At 44.4% G+C, this 17530-nt stretch carries 17 protein-coding genes; 6 read left to right on the top strand and 11 right to left on the bottom strand.

The window, feature by feature from the left end; all coding sequences use genetic code 11:
• Positions 1-277: integrase core domain-containing protein (locus L865_RS0116430; protein WP_028774243.1), on the top strand; the 277-nt coding region annotated here is incomplete at its 5' end.
• A gap of 37 nt (positions 278-314) precedes the next feature.
• Here L865_RS0116430 and minE read toward each other — a convergent pair.
• The 3 genes from minE to minC are packed head-to-tail and all read right to left on the bottom strand — an operon-like array spanning position 315 to position 2082.
• Positions 315-575 carry a cell division topological specificity factor MinE gene (gene minE, locus L865_RS0116425; protein WP_028774242.1) on the bottom strand — a complete coding sequence of 87 codons (261 nt, stop codon included), beginning with the start codon at positions 573-575 and terminating at the stop codon, positions 315-317.
• Between the two features lie 2 nt (positions 576-577).
• Positions 578-1387 carry a septum site-determining protein MinD gene (minD, locus tag L865_RS0116420; RefSeq protein WP_028774241.1) on the bottom strand — a complete coding sequence of 270 codons (810 nt, stop codon included), beginning with the start codon at positions 1385-1387 and terminating at the stop codon, positions 578-580.
• 29 nt (positions 1388-1416) lie between these two features.
• The gene (gene minC / locus L865_RS0116415) at positions 1417-2082 is read right to left on the bottom strand and encodes a septum site-determining protein MinC (RefSeq protein WP_028774240.1); all 666 of its coding nucleotides are present in this window, start codon (positions 2080-2082) and stop codon (positions 1417-1419) included.
• A 136-nt stretch (positions 2083-2218) separates the two neighbouring features.
• On the opposite strand from minC, the gene L865_RS0116410 reads away from it, so the two are divergent.
• The 3 genes from L865_RS0116410 to L865_RS0116400 all read left to right on the top strand — a co-directional run bounded on the left by L865_RS0116410 (position 2219) and on the right by L865_RS0116400 (position 4014).
• Complete coding sequence (locus L865_RS0116410; RefSeq protein ID WP_028774239.1) at positions 2219-2500, top strand: YcgL domain-containing protein; 282 nt, start codon at positions 2219-2221, stop codon at positions 2498-2500.
• A 20-nt stretch (positions 2501-2520) separates the two neighbouring features.
• A complete protein-coding gene (locus L865_RS0116405) occupies positions 2521-3507 on the top strand; it encodes a lytic murein transglycosylase (protein WP_028774238.1) in 987 nt (328 codons plus the stop codon).
• Between the two features lie 66 nt (positions 3508-3573).
• Positions 3574-4014 carry a YcgN family cysteine cluster protein gene (locus tag L865_RS0116400; RefSeq protein ID WP_028774237.1) on the top strand — a complete coding sequence of 147 codons (441 nt, stop codon included), beginning with the start codon at positions 3574-3576 and terminating at the stop codon, positions 4012-4014.
• Positions 4015-4053: 39 nt separating this feature from the next.
• On the opposite strand, the gene dsbB is transcribed toward L865_RS0116400, so the two are convergent.
• Both dsbB and nhaB read right to left on the bottom strand, forming a co-directional pair.
• Positions 4054-4566: a disulfide bond formation protein DsbB gene (dsbB, locus tag L865_RS0116395; protein ID WP_028774236.1), complete on the bottom strand. Its 513-nt coding sequence runs from the start codon at positions 4564-4566 to the stop codon at positions 4054-4056.
• A 103-nt stretch (positions 4567-4669) separates the two neighbouring features.
• On the bottom strand, positions 4670-6262 hold the full coding sequence (gene nhaB, locus L865_RS0116390) for a sodium/proton antiporter NhaB (protein WP_028774235.1): 1593 nt from the start codon (positions 6260-6262) through the stop codon (positions 4670-4672).
• 301 nt (positions 6263-6563) lie between these two features.
• Between nhaB and fadR the strand changes: the two genes are divergently transcribed.
• Positions 6564-7310: a fatty acid metabolism transcriptional regulator FadR gene (gene fadR, locus L865_RS0116385; RefSeq protein WP_051484661.1), complete on the top strand. Its 747-nt coding sequence runs from the start codon at positions 6564-6566 to the stop codon at positions 7308-7310.
• A gap of 92 nt (positions 7311-7402) precedes the next feature.
• Here fadR and L865_RS0116380 read toward each other — a convergent pair whose 3' ends face one another.
• Together L865_RS0116380 and L865_RS0116375 are read right to left on the bottom strand one after the other, a co-directional pair.
• The gene (locus tag L865_RS0116380; protein ID WP_028774233.1) at positions 7403-11425 is read right to left on the bottom strand and encodes a translocation/assembly module TamB domain-containing protein; all 4023 of its coding nucleotides are present in this window, start codon (positions 11423-11425) and stop codon (positions 7403-7405) included.
• Positions 11422-13266 carry an autotransporter assembly complex protein TamA gene (locus L865_RS0116375; protein WP_425423643.1) on the bottom strand — a complete coding sequence of 615 codons (1845 nt, stop codon included), beginning with the start codon at positions 13264-13266 and terminating at the stop codon, positions 11422-11424. Before L865_RS0116375 ends, L865_RS0116380 begins: the two co-directional genes overlap by 4 nt.
• A gap of 166 nt (positions 13267-13432) precedes the next feature.
• Between L865_RS0116375 and L865_RS0116370 the strand changes: the two genes are divergently transcribed.
• Positions 13433-14437 (top strand): isoaspartyl peptidase/L-asparaginase family protein, encoded by a 1005-nt coding sequence (locus L865_RS0116370; protein ID WP_028774231.1) that lies wholly within the window; start codon positions 13433-13435, stop codon positions 14435-14437.
• Between the two features lie 94 nt (positions 14438-14531).
• Here L865_RS0116370 and L865_RS0116365 read toward each other — a convergent pair whose 3' ends face one another.
• From L865_RS0116365 to hypE, 4 genes are all read right to left on the bottom strand, one after another.
• Positions 14532-15617 (bottom strand): acyltransferase family protein, encoded by a 1086-nt coding sequence (locus L865_RS0116365; RefSeq protein WP_028774230.1) that lies wholly within the window; start codon positions 15615-15617, stop codon positions 14532-14534.
• A 330-nt stretch (positions 15618-15947) separates the two neighbouring features.
• A complete protein-coding gene (locus L865_RS25735; protein ID WP_169732706.1) occupies positions 15948-16112 on the bottom strand; it encodes a hypothetical protein in 165 nt (54 codons plus the stop codon).
• Between the two features lie 59 nt (positions 16113-16171).
• Positions 16172-16519 (bottom strand): hydrogenase maturation nickel metallochaperone HypA, encoded by a 348-nt coding sequence (hypA, locus tag L865_RS0116355; RefSeq protein WP_028774229.1) that lies wholly within the window; start codon positions 16517-16519, stop codon positions 16172-16174.
• Positions 16519-17529, bottom strand: coding sequence for a hydrogenase expression/formation protein HypE (gene hypE, locus L865_RS0116350; protein ID WP_028774228.1), 1011 nt, complete (start codon positions 17527-17529; stop codon positions 16519-16521). The genes hypA and hypE overlap by 1 nt, the downstream gene beginning before the upstream one ends.
• Between the last annotated feature and the right edge of the window lies 1 nt (position 17530).

The raw sequence follows: 17530 nt of genomic DNA, 5'->3' as shown, positions 1-17530 counted from the left end.
CTGCTCATCTGAATACCAAGCGGCACTAGCCGCCTATGGAATGACCCCATCAATGACAGATGGATATGACAGCTACCAAAATGCACAAGCAGAGCGTGTGAATGGTATTTTGAAGCAAGAGTTTTTGCTTAATCGCTGCAGAACGATGAAAGAGCTTGGCGTTTTAATCAAGGAATCGATAGAGATTTATAATCAATTACGGCCGCACCTTAGTTTAGGAATGAAAACCCCAAATGAGGTGCATGAAAAAGCCAGTTGGGAATACCAACTGGCTTAATAAAAACCGTCAACCTATTTTAGGACTAGACAGAACGTTACGGCTTTTCCGGCAGCGTGACGTTTAATTCCAATACCGATAGATGGTCATCTTTTTGATCTAATTGCACCGATACTTGGTCATTTTCTACCTGTACATATTTACGGATCACTTCCAAGATTTCTTGTTTCATCGCAGGAAAGTAATCTGGTGCGTCACGCTCACCACGTTGATGCGCCACAATGATCTGTAGGCGTTCTTTTGCTGTGGCCGCAGTACTAGGTTTCTTCTTAGTTTTAAAATAATCGAGTAAAGACATAATTAGCTACCAAATATCCGTTTTAGGAATCCTTTTTTCTCCTCAGTGACGAAGCGCAATGGCAGTTCCTCACCCGTTAGTCGTGCAACCGCATCACTGTAAGCTTGTCCTGCATCACTTTCTTGATCGATAATCACAGGGACACCTGAGTTAGATGCTTTCAAAACCGCTTGTGACTCAGGGATCACACCAATCAGCGGAATGGCCAAAATTTCTTCCACATCGGCAACGCTTAGCATTTCACCTGTGGTTACGCGGGCAGGGGAGTATCGCGTTAATAATAAATACTCTTTAACCGGCTCAAGTCCTTCTTCTGCACGCTTTGATTTACTCTGTAGCATGCCCAAGATTCGGTCTGAATCTCGCACTGAGCTGACTTCTGGGTTGGTGGTAACAATGGCGATGTCAGCAAAATAAAGAGACATCATAGCGCCTGTTTCAATACCCGCTGGCGAATCACAAATGATGTATTCAAAATCTTTTGCTAGGTCCTGTAAAACCTTACCAACACCTTCTTTAGTTAATGCGTCTTTGTCGCGTGTTTGCGAAGCGGGCAAAACAAAAAGTTTGTCACAACGTTTGTCTTTGATCAAAGCTTGGTTTAGGTTGGCTTCGCCGTTGATGACATTGACAAAGTCATACACAACGCGACGCTCACAGCCCATAATAAGGTCCAGGTTACGTAAGCCAATATCGAAATCTACCACGACGGTCTTATGACCTTTAAGTGCTAAACCTGTTGCAATCGCTGCACTCGACGTGGTTTTACCTACGCCACCTTTTCCTGATGTGACAACAATAATTTGTGCCATGATGTTGTTTATCCTTTTTAATACGAGTTTTAAAGTGCCAGTGGCTCGACGCTTAACGATTCGCCTTCAAGCCTAATGCAACCACTTTGTGTTGTACTATGTTCGTTTAAGTTCTCTGTTAACCAATATTGCCCGGCGATAGACACCAACTCAGCATCTAAAGATTTGGCAATGATAACGGCATTTCTATCACCCGCAGCGCCTGCCATGGCTTTGCCTCTTAGACTACCATATATGTGGATGCTGCCATCAGCAATGACTTCAGCACCATTGCCTACAGCACCAACGACGATAAGGTCGCCATTTTTTGCATAGATCTGCTGTCCTGAGCGGACATTTTGCTTAACAATTTTGGTGGTCTTAGGTAATTGCGGTTGGTTATCGGCTTGCTTGCCGGACTTGATAATGGCTAAACCCAGTGTTTTAGCTTGGGCAGCAATGGCTGATGGCGCGGCGGTAATGCCGACAATCACCAATTGTCTGGAGACCAACAGATCTTTAAGTCCAGCAAGACTATATTCACCATCGGTTATTGCACTTAGGTTAACAACTAAAGGCGCCCCAAGAAAAAACTGTGGTGCGATAGCCAGTTTGCTATCAAGTTCTTGTGCGACTTTATCTAAATCTTGGTGCTTAATATGAAGCACTGAAAGTGTAAATGATGAGCCTTTTAACTCTAGGCTGGATGTCTGCATTCCTGTATTTGCTCTTGTTATAATAAACAGCGTAAAAACGAAGCTATCGTTGTTAGCATTATAATAATCCTGAGTAGCCATGTTATAGTGTGGGCAATTAGCTGGCAAGTTGAATAGTTTGGAAATTGAGTTAGATATGATCTGTGCTGTATACAAGAGTCGCCGTAAGTTAGACACTTATCTTTTTGTAGAGAAACGTAATCAATTCGAACGAGTACCAGAACCTCTAATGGAGATGTTTGGTGCACCTGAATTGGTGATGATGTTACCACTTGAAAAGCGAAGTCATTTAGCGTTTGCAGATATCAACAAAGTAAAAGTTGAACTTGAAGAGAAGGGGTATTATCTTCAATTACCACCACCTAAAGTGAATCTGCTGGAAGAGTTTAAAATTGCCAACGGAATTAGCACTGATTAATAGCGTTAAAAGGAGCGACTATGCCTAACAAGTTTCATACTATTTGCATGGTCGCCACTTTGAGTTTGTGTACGTTGTCCAGTTACGCTAATGGTGAGCAATTTACCGATTACTTAACGCAATTACAGCAACAAGCGCTAGACAATGGCGTGAGCAAACCACTGTTAGAGAATCACTTCAGCAAAATTAAACGATTTCATCGTGCTGGGCCTAGCAACGAGCCGACAACAACCAACCCAAAAGATTTAGAAACTTACCTTCCCCTTGCCGTGCCAGAATCGATGGTGCAACAGGCGCGGGCACTCTATAAGATTCATTTAGATGAGCTCACTGAAATTGGTCAGCGTTATCAGGTGCAGCCGCGCTTTATTGTGGCACTTTGGGGCATCAACAGTCAGTTCGGTCAACAAAGTAGTAGCTTACCGGCCTTAAGTGTATTGGCAACGCGCGCCTATAACGCGTCAGCCTCATCATCGATTGAGCAGCAAGTGTTTGATGGCTTTAATGCCATTGCTAAGTTTGATTTGCCCTACAATCAATTGCAAAGTAACAGTGAAGGTTTACTTGGTGCGACGGGCTTTACTACCACCCAATTGCTTCAGTACGGGCAAGATGGCAATCAAGATGGGCGCGTAGATATATGGCAATCAGATGCCGATGTTTTCGCATCCTTAGCGTATTTCCTGCAGCAGCAAGGGTGGAAAGAAGCAGAAACTTGGGGCCGACAGGTCAAAGCACCTACGGATATTGATACTGATAAGACAGGTTTGGCTAATTTGGCCAGCTTTGATGAATGGCAACAGCTTGGTGTCAGACGTTTTGATGGCAGTGACTTACCTAAGCGCAATGACATGCAGATCAGTTTAATTATGCCCGATGGTACTACAGGCCGGCACTATTTGGTTTATGACAACTATCGGGCGTTGTTAAAGTGGCATAACGATGATTACTTTGCTTTAGCGGTAGCTTACTTGTCGGAGCGTATCAAATATCCAGCAATAAAATGACCCCTTACTTAGCAAACTGGTGTAAAATAGCGCCCTTCAATTCTTTGCAGTAGAAACATTGTTAGTATGGCGTTTTGGGAACAAAAATCATTAGATCAACTTACCACCGTTGAGTGGGAGCAACTTTGTGACGGTTGCGGTAAATGTTGCTTAAACAAGCTTATTGATGATGAAACCGAAGAGCTGTACTACACTAACGCCGCTTGTAAGCTATTAGATAGTCAGTCATGCAGTTGCGTGCACTATCTGCAACGCTTCGATTTTGTTCCTACCTGCACCAAAGTCACTATCGATAATATTGCGGAGCTAACTTGGCTGCCAGATAGCTGTGCCTATCGACGCCTTTATATGGGGCGTAAACTGCCTTCATGGCACCCTTTGATTGCGGGTAATTCTGATCAGATGCATGCCAAAGGGATGTCAGTGCAAAACAAAGTTGTTAGCGAAACCAAAGTCAGAGAAATAGAAGACCATATTGTGTTATGGCCTTTACGAGACTGCGAATAGCACCAATGGTTTAATATCACTGGTGCTAGATATGAGCATTTACTTAGCAGTTTTAGCTAATGCCGGAATGATAAATACCAGCAGTGCCAGTAGGTAAACACTGAAGGCAAGAATCATCCATTGTCCCATGGTGACGCCAAACATTTCCCACGGGATATCTGAACACATACCCGTTGGCATAAAGACCGACGGCAACCATTCATGTAATGGCATCCAGCTTGGAAATTCTGGTAAGAAAGAACAAGTTGAAAAAGGGGACGGATTGGTTTGCATATCAATTAAATCAACCGCAACTTTTAATCCCCAGCCAGCACTCGCACCCCACGCCAGCACCGCAATAAAGCGTGCGAATCGATTACTATGACCAATAACGCCGATGAGTCCCGCTGCCAATATGCCCATTAATGCTACACGTTGATAAATGCACATTACACAGGGGTCAAGTAGCATCACGTATTGAAAGAATAAAGCACAAGCTTCTAGACCTAACGCACTAAGAAATAAAATGAGCCAAGCTGTGCGAGATTGGGCAAATCGGGTTAAAGCATTCAAAAGTCAAAACTCCTTGATGAAAAAAAGCGCCCCTACCTAGGGGCGCTTTTTATGACTGTATAAAACCTTGAAAGTTCAGTCAATGCTGATATGTAACCATTAATTAATGGCCGCCACTCATCGTTTGTACTGCTTCGGCAGCACTATGGTGTAATAGCATGTGCGAGTCGTAGAACGATTGAGTCATATCCACTAAGAAACCACTTTCAATCGCCACCACGCCGACAATAGAAAGCACTATTGTATAGGGCAGTGCCATCCAAACCATTCGACCGTATGACAGTCTAATTAATGGTGCAATCGCCGAGGTTAATAGGAATAGGAACGCCGCTTGACCGTTTGGTGTCGCCACAGACGGTAAGTTAGTACCGGTATTAATCGCAACAGCAAGCAGGTCAAACTGGTCACGGCTAATCTGGCCATCAAGTAGGGCTGCTTTCACCTCATTGATATATACCGTGCCCACAAACACGTTGTCACTCACCATAGATAACAGCCCGTTAGCAATGTAGAAAATCACTAATTGAGTATTACCTTCGTAGCTCAGTGCCCATTGGATAACCGGCGCAAACAGGTGTTGATCAATGATCACGCCAACAATGGCAAAAAACACGGCTAGTAGTGCGGTAAATGGCAATGCTTCTTCAAACGCTTTACCAAGCGCATGCTCATTGGTGACACCATTAAATGCGGTGGTGAGAATGATCACTGACAAACCAATTAGGCCTACAGAGGCTAGGTGGAATGCAAGACCAATAATCAACCAAATACCTACCAATGCCTGAACCACTAACTTCATTTTGTCATGTTTAGTGCGGCGGGCATCTTCATGGGCTGAGTAGTCCGATAAGATCTTGTGTACCGCGTCAGGGAGTTGTTGACCGTAGCCAAACCAGCCCATTTTCTCAACGAGGAAACAGGTGCTAATACCGGCGATAAATACCGGGATAGTAACGGGTGACATGCGAAGCGCAAATTCTGCAAATTGCCAGTTGGCTTGGGCAGCAATGATCAGGTTTTGTGGCTCACCAACCATAGTACAAACACCACCAAGGGCGGTACCCACGCCGGCATGCATCAATAGGTTACGTAGGAAACCGCGGAAAGCTTCTAGCTCTTCTTCACACAGTTGTTGGCCACTTTGGCCATCTGAAGTGTGGTCGTGGTCATCGGCAAAGTTTTTACCCGATGCGACTTTGTGATAGATAGAATAGAAGCCCACCGCAACGGCGATTATGACAGCAATAACCGTTAATGCATCTAAGAATGCCGATAAGAAGGCCGATGCCACACAGAACATTAATGATACGACAACTTTAGAGCGTACTTTTGTGATCATCTTAGTGAACACAAACAGCAGCAACTGCTTCATAAAGTAGATGCCGGCTACCATAAAGATCAATAGCAGTAATACTTCGAGGTTAGCTTCTATCTCATGCAGAACTTGACTGGGGGAGGTCATGCCAATGATGACAGCTTCTATAGCAAGTAAACCACCGGGTTGCAGCGGATAGCATTTCAGCGCCATTGCTAAAGTAAAAATGAACTCAACTACTAACAACCAACCCGCAATAAATGGGTTAATGTAGAAAATAATTGGGTTTAGTACTAGAAAGCTCAAAATTGCGATTTTGAACCACTTAGGAGAATTTCCTAAGAAGTTATCAATAAACGCCTGACTCATGGTCACAGGCATGGCACCCTCTCAAAATATAATATTATTTTAACAAGTGATTTACATATCACTGGCTTGATCGGCTTAAGTTTATCTTAATGATTGGGAGAGTTTAATAGCTATATTCACTCTAACGCTCAAAATTGCAGCATATTTAGCAATTTTTAAGATAAAATTAATGTTTAGCGGTGTATTCTTACCAGTTTGCAACGTCTAAACATTGATCTCAGGCAGTAATCTTGTAGATAAGGTTTCCATTTCGCCACGCTCTGGTATGATCAGTTCTTAAAATAACTCGAATTAAATCTGGAAAAGTGGCCTGATGACAACTGCCCCCAAATCACCAGCAATGCCAAAAGATAAAGATATCATTGAAGCAAAAGGCCCTGCGAGCTTTGCTGAGAAGTACATTGTGCGTTCTATTTGGGAAGAAAAATTCCCTCCTGGATCAATTCTTCCTGCAGAACGCGAATTATCAGAATTAATCGGCGTAACACGTACAACACTGCGCGAAGTGCTGCAGCGTCTTGCGCGTGATGGTTGGTTGACGATTCAGCACGGTAAACCCACTCGTGTGAATGACATTTGGGAAACTTCAGGACTTAATGTGTTGGAAACCATCGCCGATTTAAATCCTGATGGCGAACCTGTGTTACTTGAGCAGCTTTTATCTGCTCGTACCAACATTAGCGCCATCTATTTTAAAGGTGCGGTGCGCCATAATCCTGATAAGGTATTAGAGGCATTAGCACAAATTGATGGTTTAAATGACGACCCTAAAGCTTATGTCGAATTTGATTATCACTTGCACCACACATTAGCTTATAACTCAGGTAACCCACTGTATGTGCTTATCCTGAACGGCTTTAAGGGGCTATATAGCCGAGTCGGTGAAGAATACTTCGCCATTGATAAAGCCAGAGAGCTGGCATTAGACTTCTATCAGGCGTTGGCAGCGTTAGCGCAAAAAGGCAATCACCATGATATTCCGTCTTTGATGCGCAGTTATGGCATTAATAGCGGTAAGGTTTGGCAGCGCTACAGGAACAGTCTAAAAGCGGCTAATTAAGTCATTGCTGCAAAGTAAAAAGCGCTGTCTACACAGCGCTTTTTTTGTACCAGTTTTTAGTAACTAAGCTACTATCTGTACTGTAGCCAAATTTAATCGATATCGAAGTTATAGTAGACATCCAATGTTTGTTCTACGTTACCCGAGACCGTTTCTAAATAGAGCTGTGATAGCAGGTAATAACGTACGGTCATCTCATAACCTGTGTTAAATACGCCAATGCCATATTTGACCATTAAGTTTTCGCCGATATAGCCACTAATGGCAACTTTACCATCATCGTTTGCATCTAACTGCACGTTAGAAAAGCCTATTTTTTCAATGACTCCTGTGGCGTTACTGCCGACATTATTCACGGCGCCATTACCAAACTGATTACCTAAGGTAAGCGCAACACTCATCATTAGGGCGTTATTTTGACCTTCACTGTTGTTGCCCATGCCAGTGCCTTTGAGGATATAGGATAAGATCTCGGCTTGCTCTTTGGCTGGAGTTGAAAATAGCGTCACAATGGGTTGTCTTGGCGTACCTGTGATACGTACACCTGCAACCACATCTTCATCTTTGACTTCCCTTAATGCCTCAATATTGAGGTTGGGTAATTCCATCGGACCGATAAACTGCACTTCGCCTGCGCTAATTTCTAGTGTTTGCCCCATAAATTTGTAGTTGCCATTCACCACTTTGATATCGCCATAGATGAGTGGTGGGCGCGCAGGTTCTTGGCGAAAATCTAAGGTACCCACTAATTTTCCACGCAGGCCCATACCTTGAATATTAAGTTGGTCACCCACGTTAACTTTTACATCGGTTGAAATGGCATAGGGTGACTGTGCCAGTTGCTGCTGGGCAATGCTGTCGTTAAACACAACGTCACTTGATTCTGCGACGCCGCCTTCAGGCAGCTGCACTATGGTAATGTCACCCGACGGAATAGAGACCTCACCTTTTATATCTAAGCTGTCATTGTCAAACACCAGGTGCAGATCAGGAGAGAGATCGATGAGGGCGAGGGGCGGTTGAATGATGGCGAGTTTCTCACCTTTAATTTTGATATCGCCCTTAACCCCTTTATTGCGCCAATCAAGATCGCCGCTAAGGTTAGCGGTACCACCTCCCATTTTCCATGTGCCGGCCACCAGCGCTTGTTGCTGATCTAGCATCAGCTCAACATTAATGTCTTCAATTAGGGTCGGATTTGCTGTGGCCATAAACTGGCCATGTTTTAGGCTAATGCTGCCTTCAACATCCGGGTCGTTAAGGTTGCCGCCAATGGACAGTTCACTGGAGATATGGCCGCGCAATGTTTCTAATTGCGGAGCCAGTTCAGATAGGGCATCTAAATTGACTTCGGTAATATTCAAGTAACCGTCAAGCCTGCGCTCTGGATCAACACTGATACTGAGTTGGCTATCTATCGCAGCGATATCGGCAGATTCAAAGGTGAACTTACTGGCTAGCGTTTGCTCGTCTAGTAACATGGCAAGGTCTAATGCCTTGTAGTTGATATCAATATTACGCCCATTTTGGTTACGCAAAATAATTTCACCAGGGCTTAGAGTCAGTGTTAACTCGCCTTGAGGTTTTTGCTCTGGGCTCCATGCAAATTTAGCTTGCGCTGATGCAGGGCCGTGCCAATTTAAGGTTTCAGGCATGATGGGCGCGAGCAACGCCCCGATATCGGCATCTAGGCTTAATTGGGTATCGCCTAGTTTAGCCAGCTCAGTGTTGTCGGTGACACACAGCTCGGCATGTTGGTGAATCCAGCAAAAGGGTGTCACTTGACCTTGCTGTTGGAGGTTATCCCAGCTCAGCGCGATAGGATTATCTAACTGCCAAGGGCCTAGGCGCGAGTCTAAATTTAAGCGTAAGATCTGCGCATCTATGGTTTGCTTGTCTAAATCAGAAGTCGATTTTACTGATAAGTCGAGTTTAAAGTCGCCAAAGCTCTGTAAAGTTGCTTTTTGCTTAAATTGGTCACCTTTGGAGCCAAAGGTGACTGAACTCAGTGTTAACCCTGCCTGTTTAATCAGTGAGGATTTTAACGATAATGCATAACGATGCTCATCAAATGGGCTATAGAAGCCTTTGAGCTTGGATTTCTCAGTATAAAGATCGTTAAAGTTCACCTCTATCACATCGGCCGTGACGGCGATATCTGGTTTTTCGTTATCACCAGAGACAAATATATCTGCTGAAATTGCTCCGCCAGCATCGGGATGCCAAAGGCTAATATCTGGCACGTCGAGATGGGCATTCAAGGTCCAATCTTCTTCAACATTCCCTGAGATCTGCAATTTAGATTGTAATGCATCAATGTTGAGGTTGTTGGCGTTGAGGTGCCAACTTTGGTTCACGCTAATATCGCCGCTTAAGGTGAAAGGGTAGTCATCAATATGACCACTTAAATTAGACTGTTCAATAGCCACTTGCCAGTTGTCGCCAGCGACGCTGCCACGGCTGCTAATGTCACCGGTTATTGCAGATTGTGGTAACAGGTTATCGGCATCAAAAGTTAATTGTGACAGATCAAAAGATTGACTGCTAAATTGAGTTTGCCATTGCCAGTTATCACCATAACTAACCTTGCCTTGTGCATCAAGGTTGCCAATTTCTCCGTTAATCACCAGCTGAGAAACATCAATGTTGTGTTGCTCACTTTGATGAACAAATTGGGTAATGATATCAATCGGCGTGTGGTATGGCGTGTCAAAATGGCCGGTTAAATCAACTTGCTGCTGCTTTAGACTGCCTTGACTGATTAGTTTGCTATTGTTAGCGATATAAATAGGTTGCTGCAACGGCCAAAATAGTGACTGAGCATTGAGGTTTAACTGATAATCTAAACTTGGTTTAGCGAGGCTAATGTCACCGCTAAGTGTAAATTCAAGTTGTTGTTTGGCATCGATGTCTACAGTGAGTTTGTTAAATCCACCGTTTAGTTTGATATCAATGTCTTGATTTTGCAGGCCGGGAACTTCAGTGACCTGTCGCAGTTGACTGCTTAAGTTTACCTGCATAGGGTAATCCTGTTGCAGCGCTAACTGACCATTTAGCTGAGCTTTACCATAGTCATGGATGACATCAAGCTTGTTGACATTGATTAAGTAGCGATGATAACTACCAACTAACTCAATGTGCATAAATTGGTCTTGTCGCTGGCCAAGTTTAAGCAAACTTTGTGTCAGGGTAGATTGCTCTACAAATACCTGAATCGGCATGAACACTGTCGGTAAATTGGCCATGGCCCAATCTACTTCGGAGTCGTTATTTTTCTGTATTGTACTGGGTTGGCTAGCTGTCTTGTTACCAGTCGTGTTAACTGAATCAGTGCTTATTTTATCACTTGTCACTGCAGTGGTTTTAGGAGCTGCATCATCGATTACAGGGTCACCTAAGGGGATATCAACATAGAGTCCATTGCTGGTAATATTATTGACTCTGATGCCCGTTTGTTGCCATTGTGCGGCTAACGTGAGGTTATCTGCATTGAAATGCATGTCATTGACCCGCACGGTAACGCCGCTTAAGTCGCCATCAAGTAATACAATACCAAAAGGTAAAGTAATTTCTGTTTCATCTTCAACGCTAAGTCGCTCGTCGGGTTCGACTTCATTGTCTGGTTGAGGTGATGTGGCCACTGTCGTTAGATTGGGGGGGATATCAGCGGTTTCGGTATTGGTGTCAAGGTTATTGTCATCGTCACTAAATGCTGCGGTATCCACCTCGACGTTGACTTTGCTGGTATGCAAAGCATTCACGCACAGCTGTTTTTGTAGTAAACATACCGGGCGCCATTCAATCATTAAATCATCAACTTCGACCTTCACACCATCCATTTGCCATGCCGCATAATTGAGACTCAGTCTTTTATTGAGCATGCCTGAGCGGTAGTCTAGTTCAAGATCAGGTACAAACTGGTTGGCCAGCATCACACCAACACGGCTTCCAAACGGCGTACCAATGACCAGTGCTAGGGCGACTAACACGACAATGGGTAAATACAGTGCAACCCTAATTAGGTTTTTGCAGGTGGTGATAATAGGACGACGTGGCGCTGCCACGTTATCTGCTTGCTGGTTGTCTGCGTGTGTAGAGGGGGATGCTTGATTCATATCTCAGCCCCCATGGTGATATGGATGCGCCAAGACCGGTCAACGGTGTCAGTTTCTTTTAGGCCCACACCTACATCGAGCTTAATTGGGCCAATGGGGGAGATCCAGTGTATGCCGCCACCAACAGAGACTATCGGCTCAATTTGGTCAACATCAAAAGCGTTACCTGCATCGACAAAGGTTCCTACTCGCCATGTCGGCGTTACATAGTACTGATATTCTATGCTACCCACTAAAAGATAGCGCCCACCAACGACTTCTCTGGCGAGCTGACCATCATCATTGATGTACTCAATATAAGGACCCAGTTCTTGGTAGCTATAACCCCTAATACTCTGGTCGCCACCGGCGAAATAGCGCAGTGAGGGCGGCACAAAAGGTAAGTCTTCTTCAGCGACGACGTTGGCAGCCATATCTAATCGGCTCACAATTCGGTGCTTTTGAAAAAATGTCTCAACGACTTTAAAGTTTGCTGCGAGCCTAGTTAAGCGTACCGACGATGATAGTTGCGGGTCAGCATATTCGATACTGTATTGCTGAAAAAAGCCTGATTTAGGGTCGAGGGTATTATCGCCACGCTTAGTTTTAGAAATACTGGTGCCCAGCAATAAGAACCGCGGATCATAATTAGTGTCCGATTGGGTGTAACTTTCATTCATGGCCTCTAAGGAGTAGGTCCAAACCCAATTACTCTTTAGCCGCTGCTGGCGAATCACTCCTAAGGCCATTTTGGTTGATTCTAGTTCGCCGGTTTTAGTGTAATCGCGCTTATCTGGATCATAAACTTGGGTTACACCGTATTTATCACGTAGCAACCCCACCCGGAGCTTTAATTGATCGTCTAACGGATGTGATAGCGGGATGGTATAGGTAGTTAAAAACTTTGGTCTGTCTGGTGACCATTCAATACTTGATTCTTGAGAGTGGCCGTATCGATTAATCTGTGGTGTTCGCAGATTAACTTTGATTCGAGGCTCAATGCCATCGTTGGTTGAATTGCCAATCTCAGCACCGACACCGAGCTCAAGTGAATGGCTAGGGCGATTGAGTAATTCAACTTTCACCGGTACATCAACGCCATTAATTTTGTCTAATTGCGGTAAGACTTTAATGCTAGGGAAGTAGTTGGTGTCTAATAACTCGCGATTCAGCTCACCCAGTTTAGCGGTGCTGTATGGGATTTGGCTTTCAAAAGGAATAAGCTCAGATAATATATTATCGTTGAGCGTGTGGCCTTCAAATGAGACGTCGCCAATATGGTAGCGAATCCCTGAATTGTAGTGCAAAGAGATCTGTGCTCGCTTACGGTCGCGATTGATCACAATATTTGATTGGGTGTATTCACCATCAAAGTAGCCCCGTGCTAAGGCGAGGGTAACCAATTGTGATTTTACATTTTCATAGGTGCCATGGTTTAATACGTCGCCGGGCTTTATGGTCAGTTGATTAAGCCAGTTGGTCACCATGACATCATTTAAGATCTCACCTTTAAGCTGCAGATCGACCCATTCAATGGTGGTTGGCTCCCCAGGGGTAATATCCACAATCAATGTCCATGGGCCCTTATCGGCACGTTCAATGCTTTGATTGACCTTCGCATGGTAGTAACCAACGGAGTGCAGCGCTGAGCGGATATTATCTTCGGCATTAAAGATATAGGCACGGCGTTGGTTAGCCGATTTGGGTAGTTCGCCTAAATGGGCATTGATATTACGCGTCAGTGATGGACTCGCGCCGGTAACAGAAACCTTAAGATAGTTATCAGCAATGGCGGGCAAGGTTATTAGCATGATGCTAACAAACAAGAAGACCAACATGATGATGCGCAAAAACGAGTTCAAAAATAATGCTCTATCTTATTATATTTCGGGGACAGTTTATTGTCGCAGATAATCAATTGCGTGCAAGAAGATGATTGTAATTATAGGTGAAAATGGTTACAAAGAGAGCAACTTCATGCATTAAGGATTCAATGTGAATTTTAATTTTCATAAAACTGCGTGTTTATTGGCCGCGAGCCTATTATTGCCGCTGAGTGCACAAGCCAATGACAAACCTTTTAGTATCGCTATTCATGGTGGTGCTGGCACGATTTCAAAGGTAAAACTCAGCGATGAGCAGCAACAAGCCTACCGTGACAAATTAAAAGAAGCGATCGATGCGGGTTATAAAGTGCTAAATGATGGCGGTGACAGCGTCACTGCGGTCACGACCGCAATTAATATTTTAGAAGATAGCCCGTTGTTTAATGCTGGTAAAGGCGCGGTGTATACCTTTGATGGCGGTCATGAACTCGATGCATCCTTGATGGACGGTAATACGATGAATGCAGGCGCGGTAAGTGGGGTTAAACACATCAAAAACCCGATTGACCTCGCAAAAGCGGTAATGGATAAGTCGGTACACGTGATGTTGTCGGGTCAAGGAGCAGAGGAGTTCGCCCTTAATCAAGGCTTTACTCTAGTACCTAACCAGTATTTCGACACCAATGCGCGTTATCAACAATTGTTGGATGCGAAAGCCAAAATTTACAATCAGCAGCAAAAGGGCATGGACTACCAAGCTGCACATCAACAGTTAGATGATAATTACAAATTTGGTACTGTGGGTGCGGTCGCGTTAGATAAATCTGGTAATCTCGCTGCGGGCACCTCAACTGGCGGCATGACGGCCAAACGTTTCGGGCGTATTGGTGATTCGCCGGTTATTGGCGCGGGTAACTATGCCGAAAATGGGGTTTGCGCGGTATCTGCAACGGGTCATGGTGAGTACTTTATTCGTTACCACGTTGCTGGCGATATCTGTGCGCGGGCCAAATATGGACAAAAATCCTTATTACAAGCGGCTGATGAGGTGATCAATCAACGCCTGATCACTGCCGGTGGTACAGGTGGCGTGATTGCTATTGATCATTTAGGCAATATTGCCACACCGTTCAATACTGGCGGCATGTATCGTGCGACCCGTAAGAGCGGAGAGCCTGCACAAGTGATGATTTGGCGTGATAAATAAGCCTGAATTTCACCCCAAAAAAGGCAGCTAAAACGCTGCCTTTTTTTGTGGCCGATTAGTCATCTTGAGCCCCAAAGTTAATCTGGGCGCGTGATTACTTGGCTCTGATGGCTTGCACACGTTGCCTAACCGCGGTGAGCTGATCTAGCAGTTTTAATGCTGATTGCTTAAATACTGGCGCTAAGGTTTTTTCAATGCCGCGGTGAATTAAGTACGCTAAAACTAGCATGACCGCTGTGGTCAACAGCACTAAATAACCAATATTATTTTCATTGCCGAATGTGTTAAATACCATGTAGCCAATGTGCTGGTGAATGAGGTACAGCGGGTAGGTCAAAATACCAAGAAAATACGCCATCTTGGTTCTAAGCGGGTGACTTTTACAAAGCGATGTAATACAAAAACTAAAGAAGAACAAGCTGTTGAGCACTGCCAATACGCCGCTGTCGAAATCAATCGCAAACCATTGGCTCATCAGTTCCCCAAATAGTATCGACTGTTTGACGACAAACAGGTACCCCAGTACTAGCAAGGCGGCTGTGATAGGGGTAAGGCCATCGCGTTTGGTTAAGTAAAATAAGCAGCCCAGTGCAAAATAGCCGCTCCAATGGGGAAAGATACCGTGCCACATATCCACCGCTGCGGCCCAGTCGGTAAATAGCGCCACCGTTGAGCCGATAAGCGTTAATGCGATTAAGTGCAGAAAGTAACGGCTCAGCTTTAATTGCAGAATGAGTAAAACAACAAGATAGAACTGCAACTCAATAAATAGCGTCCAATAAGCACTATCAATGGCACTGTGACCGAAAAGTGGGTTGATCATGGTGACGTTGGCGAAGAATTGCATAATGGTCACTGAAAAGGTGTCACCGCCAATGAGGATTGTCACAAAGGTAGTAAGCCACAGCGCAAACCAGTAGGCAGGAAACAGTCTGCTAAAGCGTGATGCAAGAAACCGATTAGCATTGTTATCGGCAATGCTCATAAAAATAACAAAACCACTAATGATAAAGAAAAAATTGATCCCTACGTAGCCATACTTGGTGAACTCTCTTAGCTGGGGAAAGTTAGCTATGGTAGCAAACCCTTCCATATAGCCTGTATAAGTATAGTGAAAAATCACCACTGCTAAAGCAGATAAAAATCGTAAAATGTCTATTTCGTAAAACCGAGTATCCATACTGCTAATAATCCATGTTTATCGGGCTAAAATCCTATTAATACAATCTGTTTTAACATGCCCAAAAAAGCATAGCTATGCGACTAATGACCGAGATATAACCTGCTTTGTTGAGTTTTGAAGTAATGATGAGGTGTATGCAAGCTAGACTAGCTAAAGTAGTAGGGTAGATACAATTATCTAGTTATTTCTGTTGATAATAATTTGTAGAAAATTGAATTTTAAAGGCAATACAATAACCCGCTTTGCACGAGTATACAAACGGTCAAAATGGTGCTTTTTGGAGCAGAGCCTAGCGGTGACAATTTCGCTAGGCTCTAGCCAATTAGCTTAGTGATATTTCTTCCATAGCATGTAGCCACCCACAATGATCACCGCCAATACAATGGGCAGGATATCTTGCATATGATGGAACAAGCCTACGCCATCATGACCTGGATGGGCCAGCGCAACCCCTGGCAACATAGTGGCAAGTAATAGGGATAGTTTTTTCATTGTTAACTCCATTTTATGTCTATTATTTTTACATCAAACTGGTTATATGCCGTCGTTGGCTAAGCTTGTTCCATTTCTAATTGCATCAGTAACATCTCTTCGCCGGCAATAATTTGGGTGTCAAAGCTGTCACATTGAGGACATTTGACTGAACGCTCTGCTATTTCAACTTCGGCCTGGCAATGATGACATTGCAATATAATCGCCTGTTGCTGAATGACTAACTTGGCGTCATAGGCAACCCCTTCAAGTTTGAAGGTCTCAAAAGCCGTGGCAAATAAGCTTGGCTCTACGCCACTAAGTACGCCTATTTTCACCGTCACTTGAGTGATCTTATTTACCTTATTTTCAACAGCATACTCATGACATTGCTCAAGTAATGCTGACACTATTGAGTACTCATGCATTAGCAGATCCTAGGTAGTAGTTCTCCTTGGGGGAGGTCAACAAACCTTGAACTGCCCCAAGGGGTATTTAAGATAACTTTGCCCGGATGACTTTCGTTTACGTGACCGATAATGGCTGCTTGTTCACAATGGCCATATCGTTGAATAATCTCCAATATACCGTCGGCTTCGTGTTGCGGGACAGCCAATACAAACGTGCCTTCGTTGGCCAAGTCATGGGCTTCAAAGCCATATAGTTCACATAAACCTTTAACTTCGTCAGTAATGGGTAGGGCTTGCTCATCTACATGAATGGCCACATTCGACGCTATCGCCCACTCATTGAGCACCGCCGCCAAGCCGCCGCGGGTTGCATCTCGCATAGCATGCAAGGTGACATTTGATGCGATCAATTGCTCAACCACCGGCCACAAGTTGGCGCAGTCACTGACAAGCTCTGACTCTAGGGTGAGTCCTTCTCTGGCCATTAAAATGGCTGCGCCGTGACGGCCAATATCACCGGAGACGATAATGGCATCACCTTGCTGGATGTTTTTTACGGAAATATCAGGGTACAAGATACGGCCAACCCCAGTGGTGTTGATAAACACGCCGTCCGCACAGCCTTTGGGAACCACTTTAGTGTCACCACAAACGATACGCGTGCCACTCTTATGCAGTTCTTCAGCCATGGTTTGTGCAATGGTTTTTAAATCATCTAAGGGAAAGCCTTCTTCAATAATGAAGCTGCAACTTAAAAACTGTGGCTCAGCCGCCATCATGGCTAAATCGTTGACGGTACCAGCAATGGCCAACTTACCGATATTGCCACCGGCAAAAAAATGCGGCGCAACCGTAAATGAATCGGTAGTAAAAGCACAATTGCCAGTAAGGCTAATGGTCGCAGCATCTTCTTCTTGGCGCAAAATAGGGTTATCGAACGCCTTAAAGAACACATCCTTAATCAAGCGGTTCATCTCTTTGCCACCGCCACCATGAGCCAGTTGTACTGCTTTGTTTAGATTTGCCATC

The organism is Shewanella waksmanii ATCC BAA-643, assembly GCF_000518805.1.
In the GTDB taxonomy this organism is placed as follows: Bacteria; Pseudomonadota; Gammaproteobacteria; order Enterobacterales; family Shewanellaceae; genus Shewanella; species Shewanella waksmanii.
This window is presented reverse-complemented; position numbering and strand designations above follow the sequence as displayed.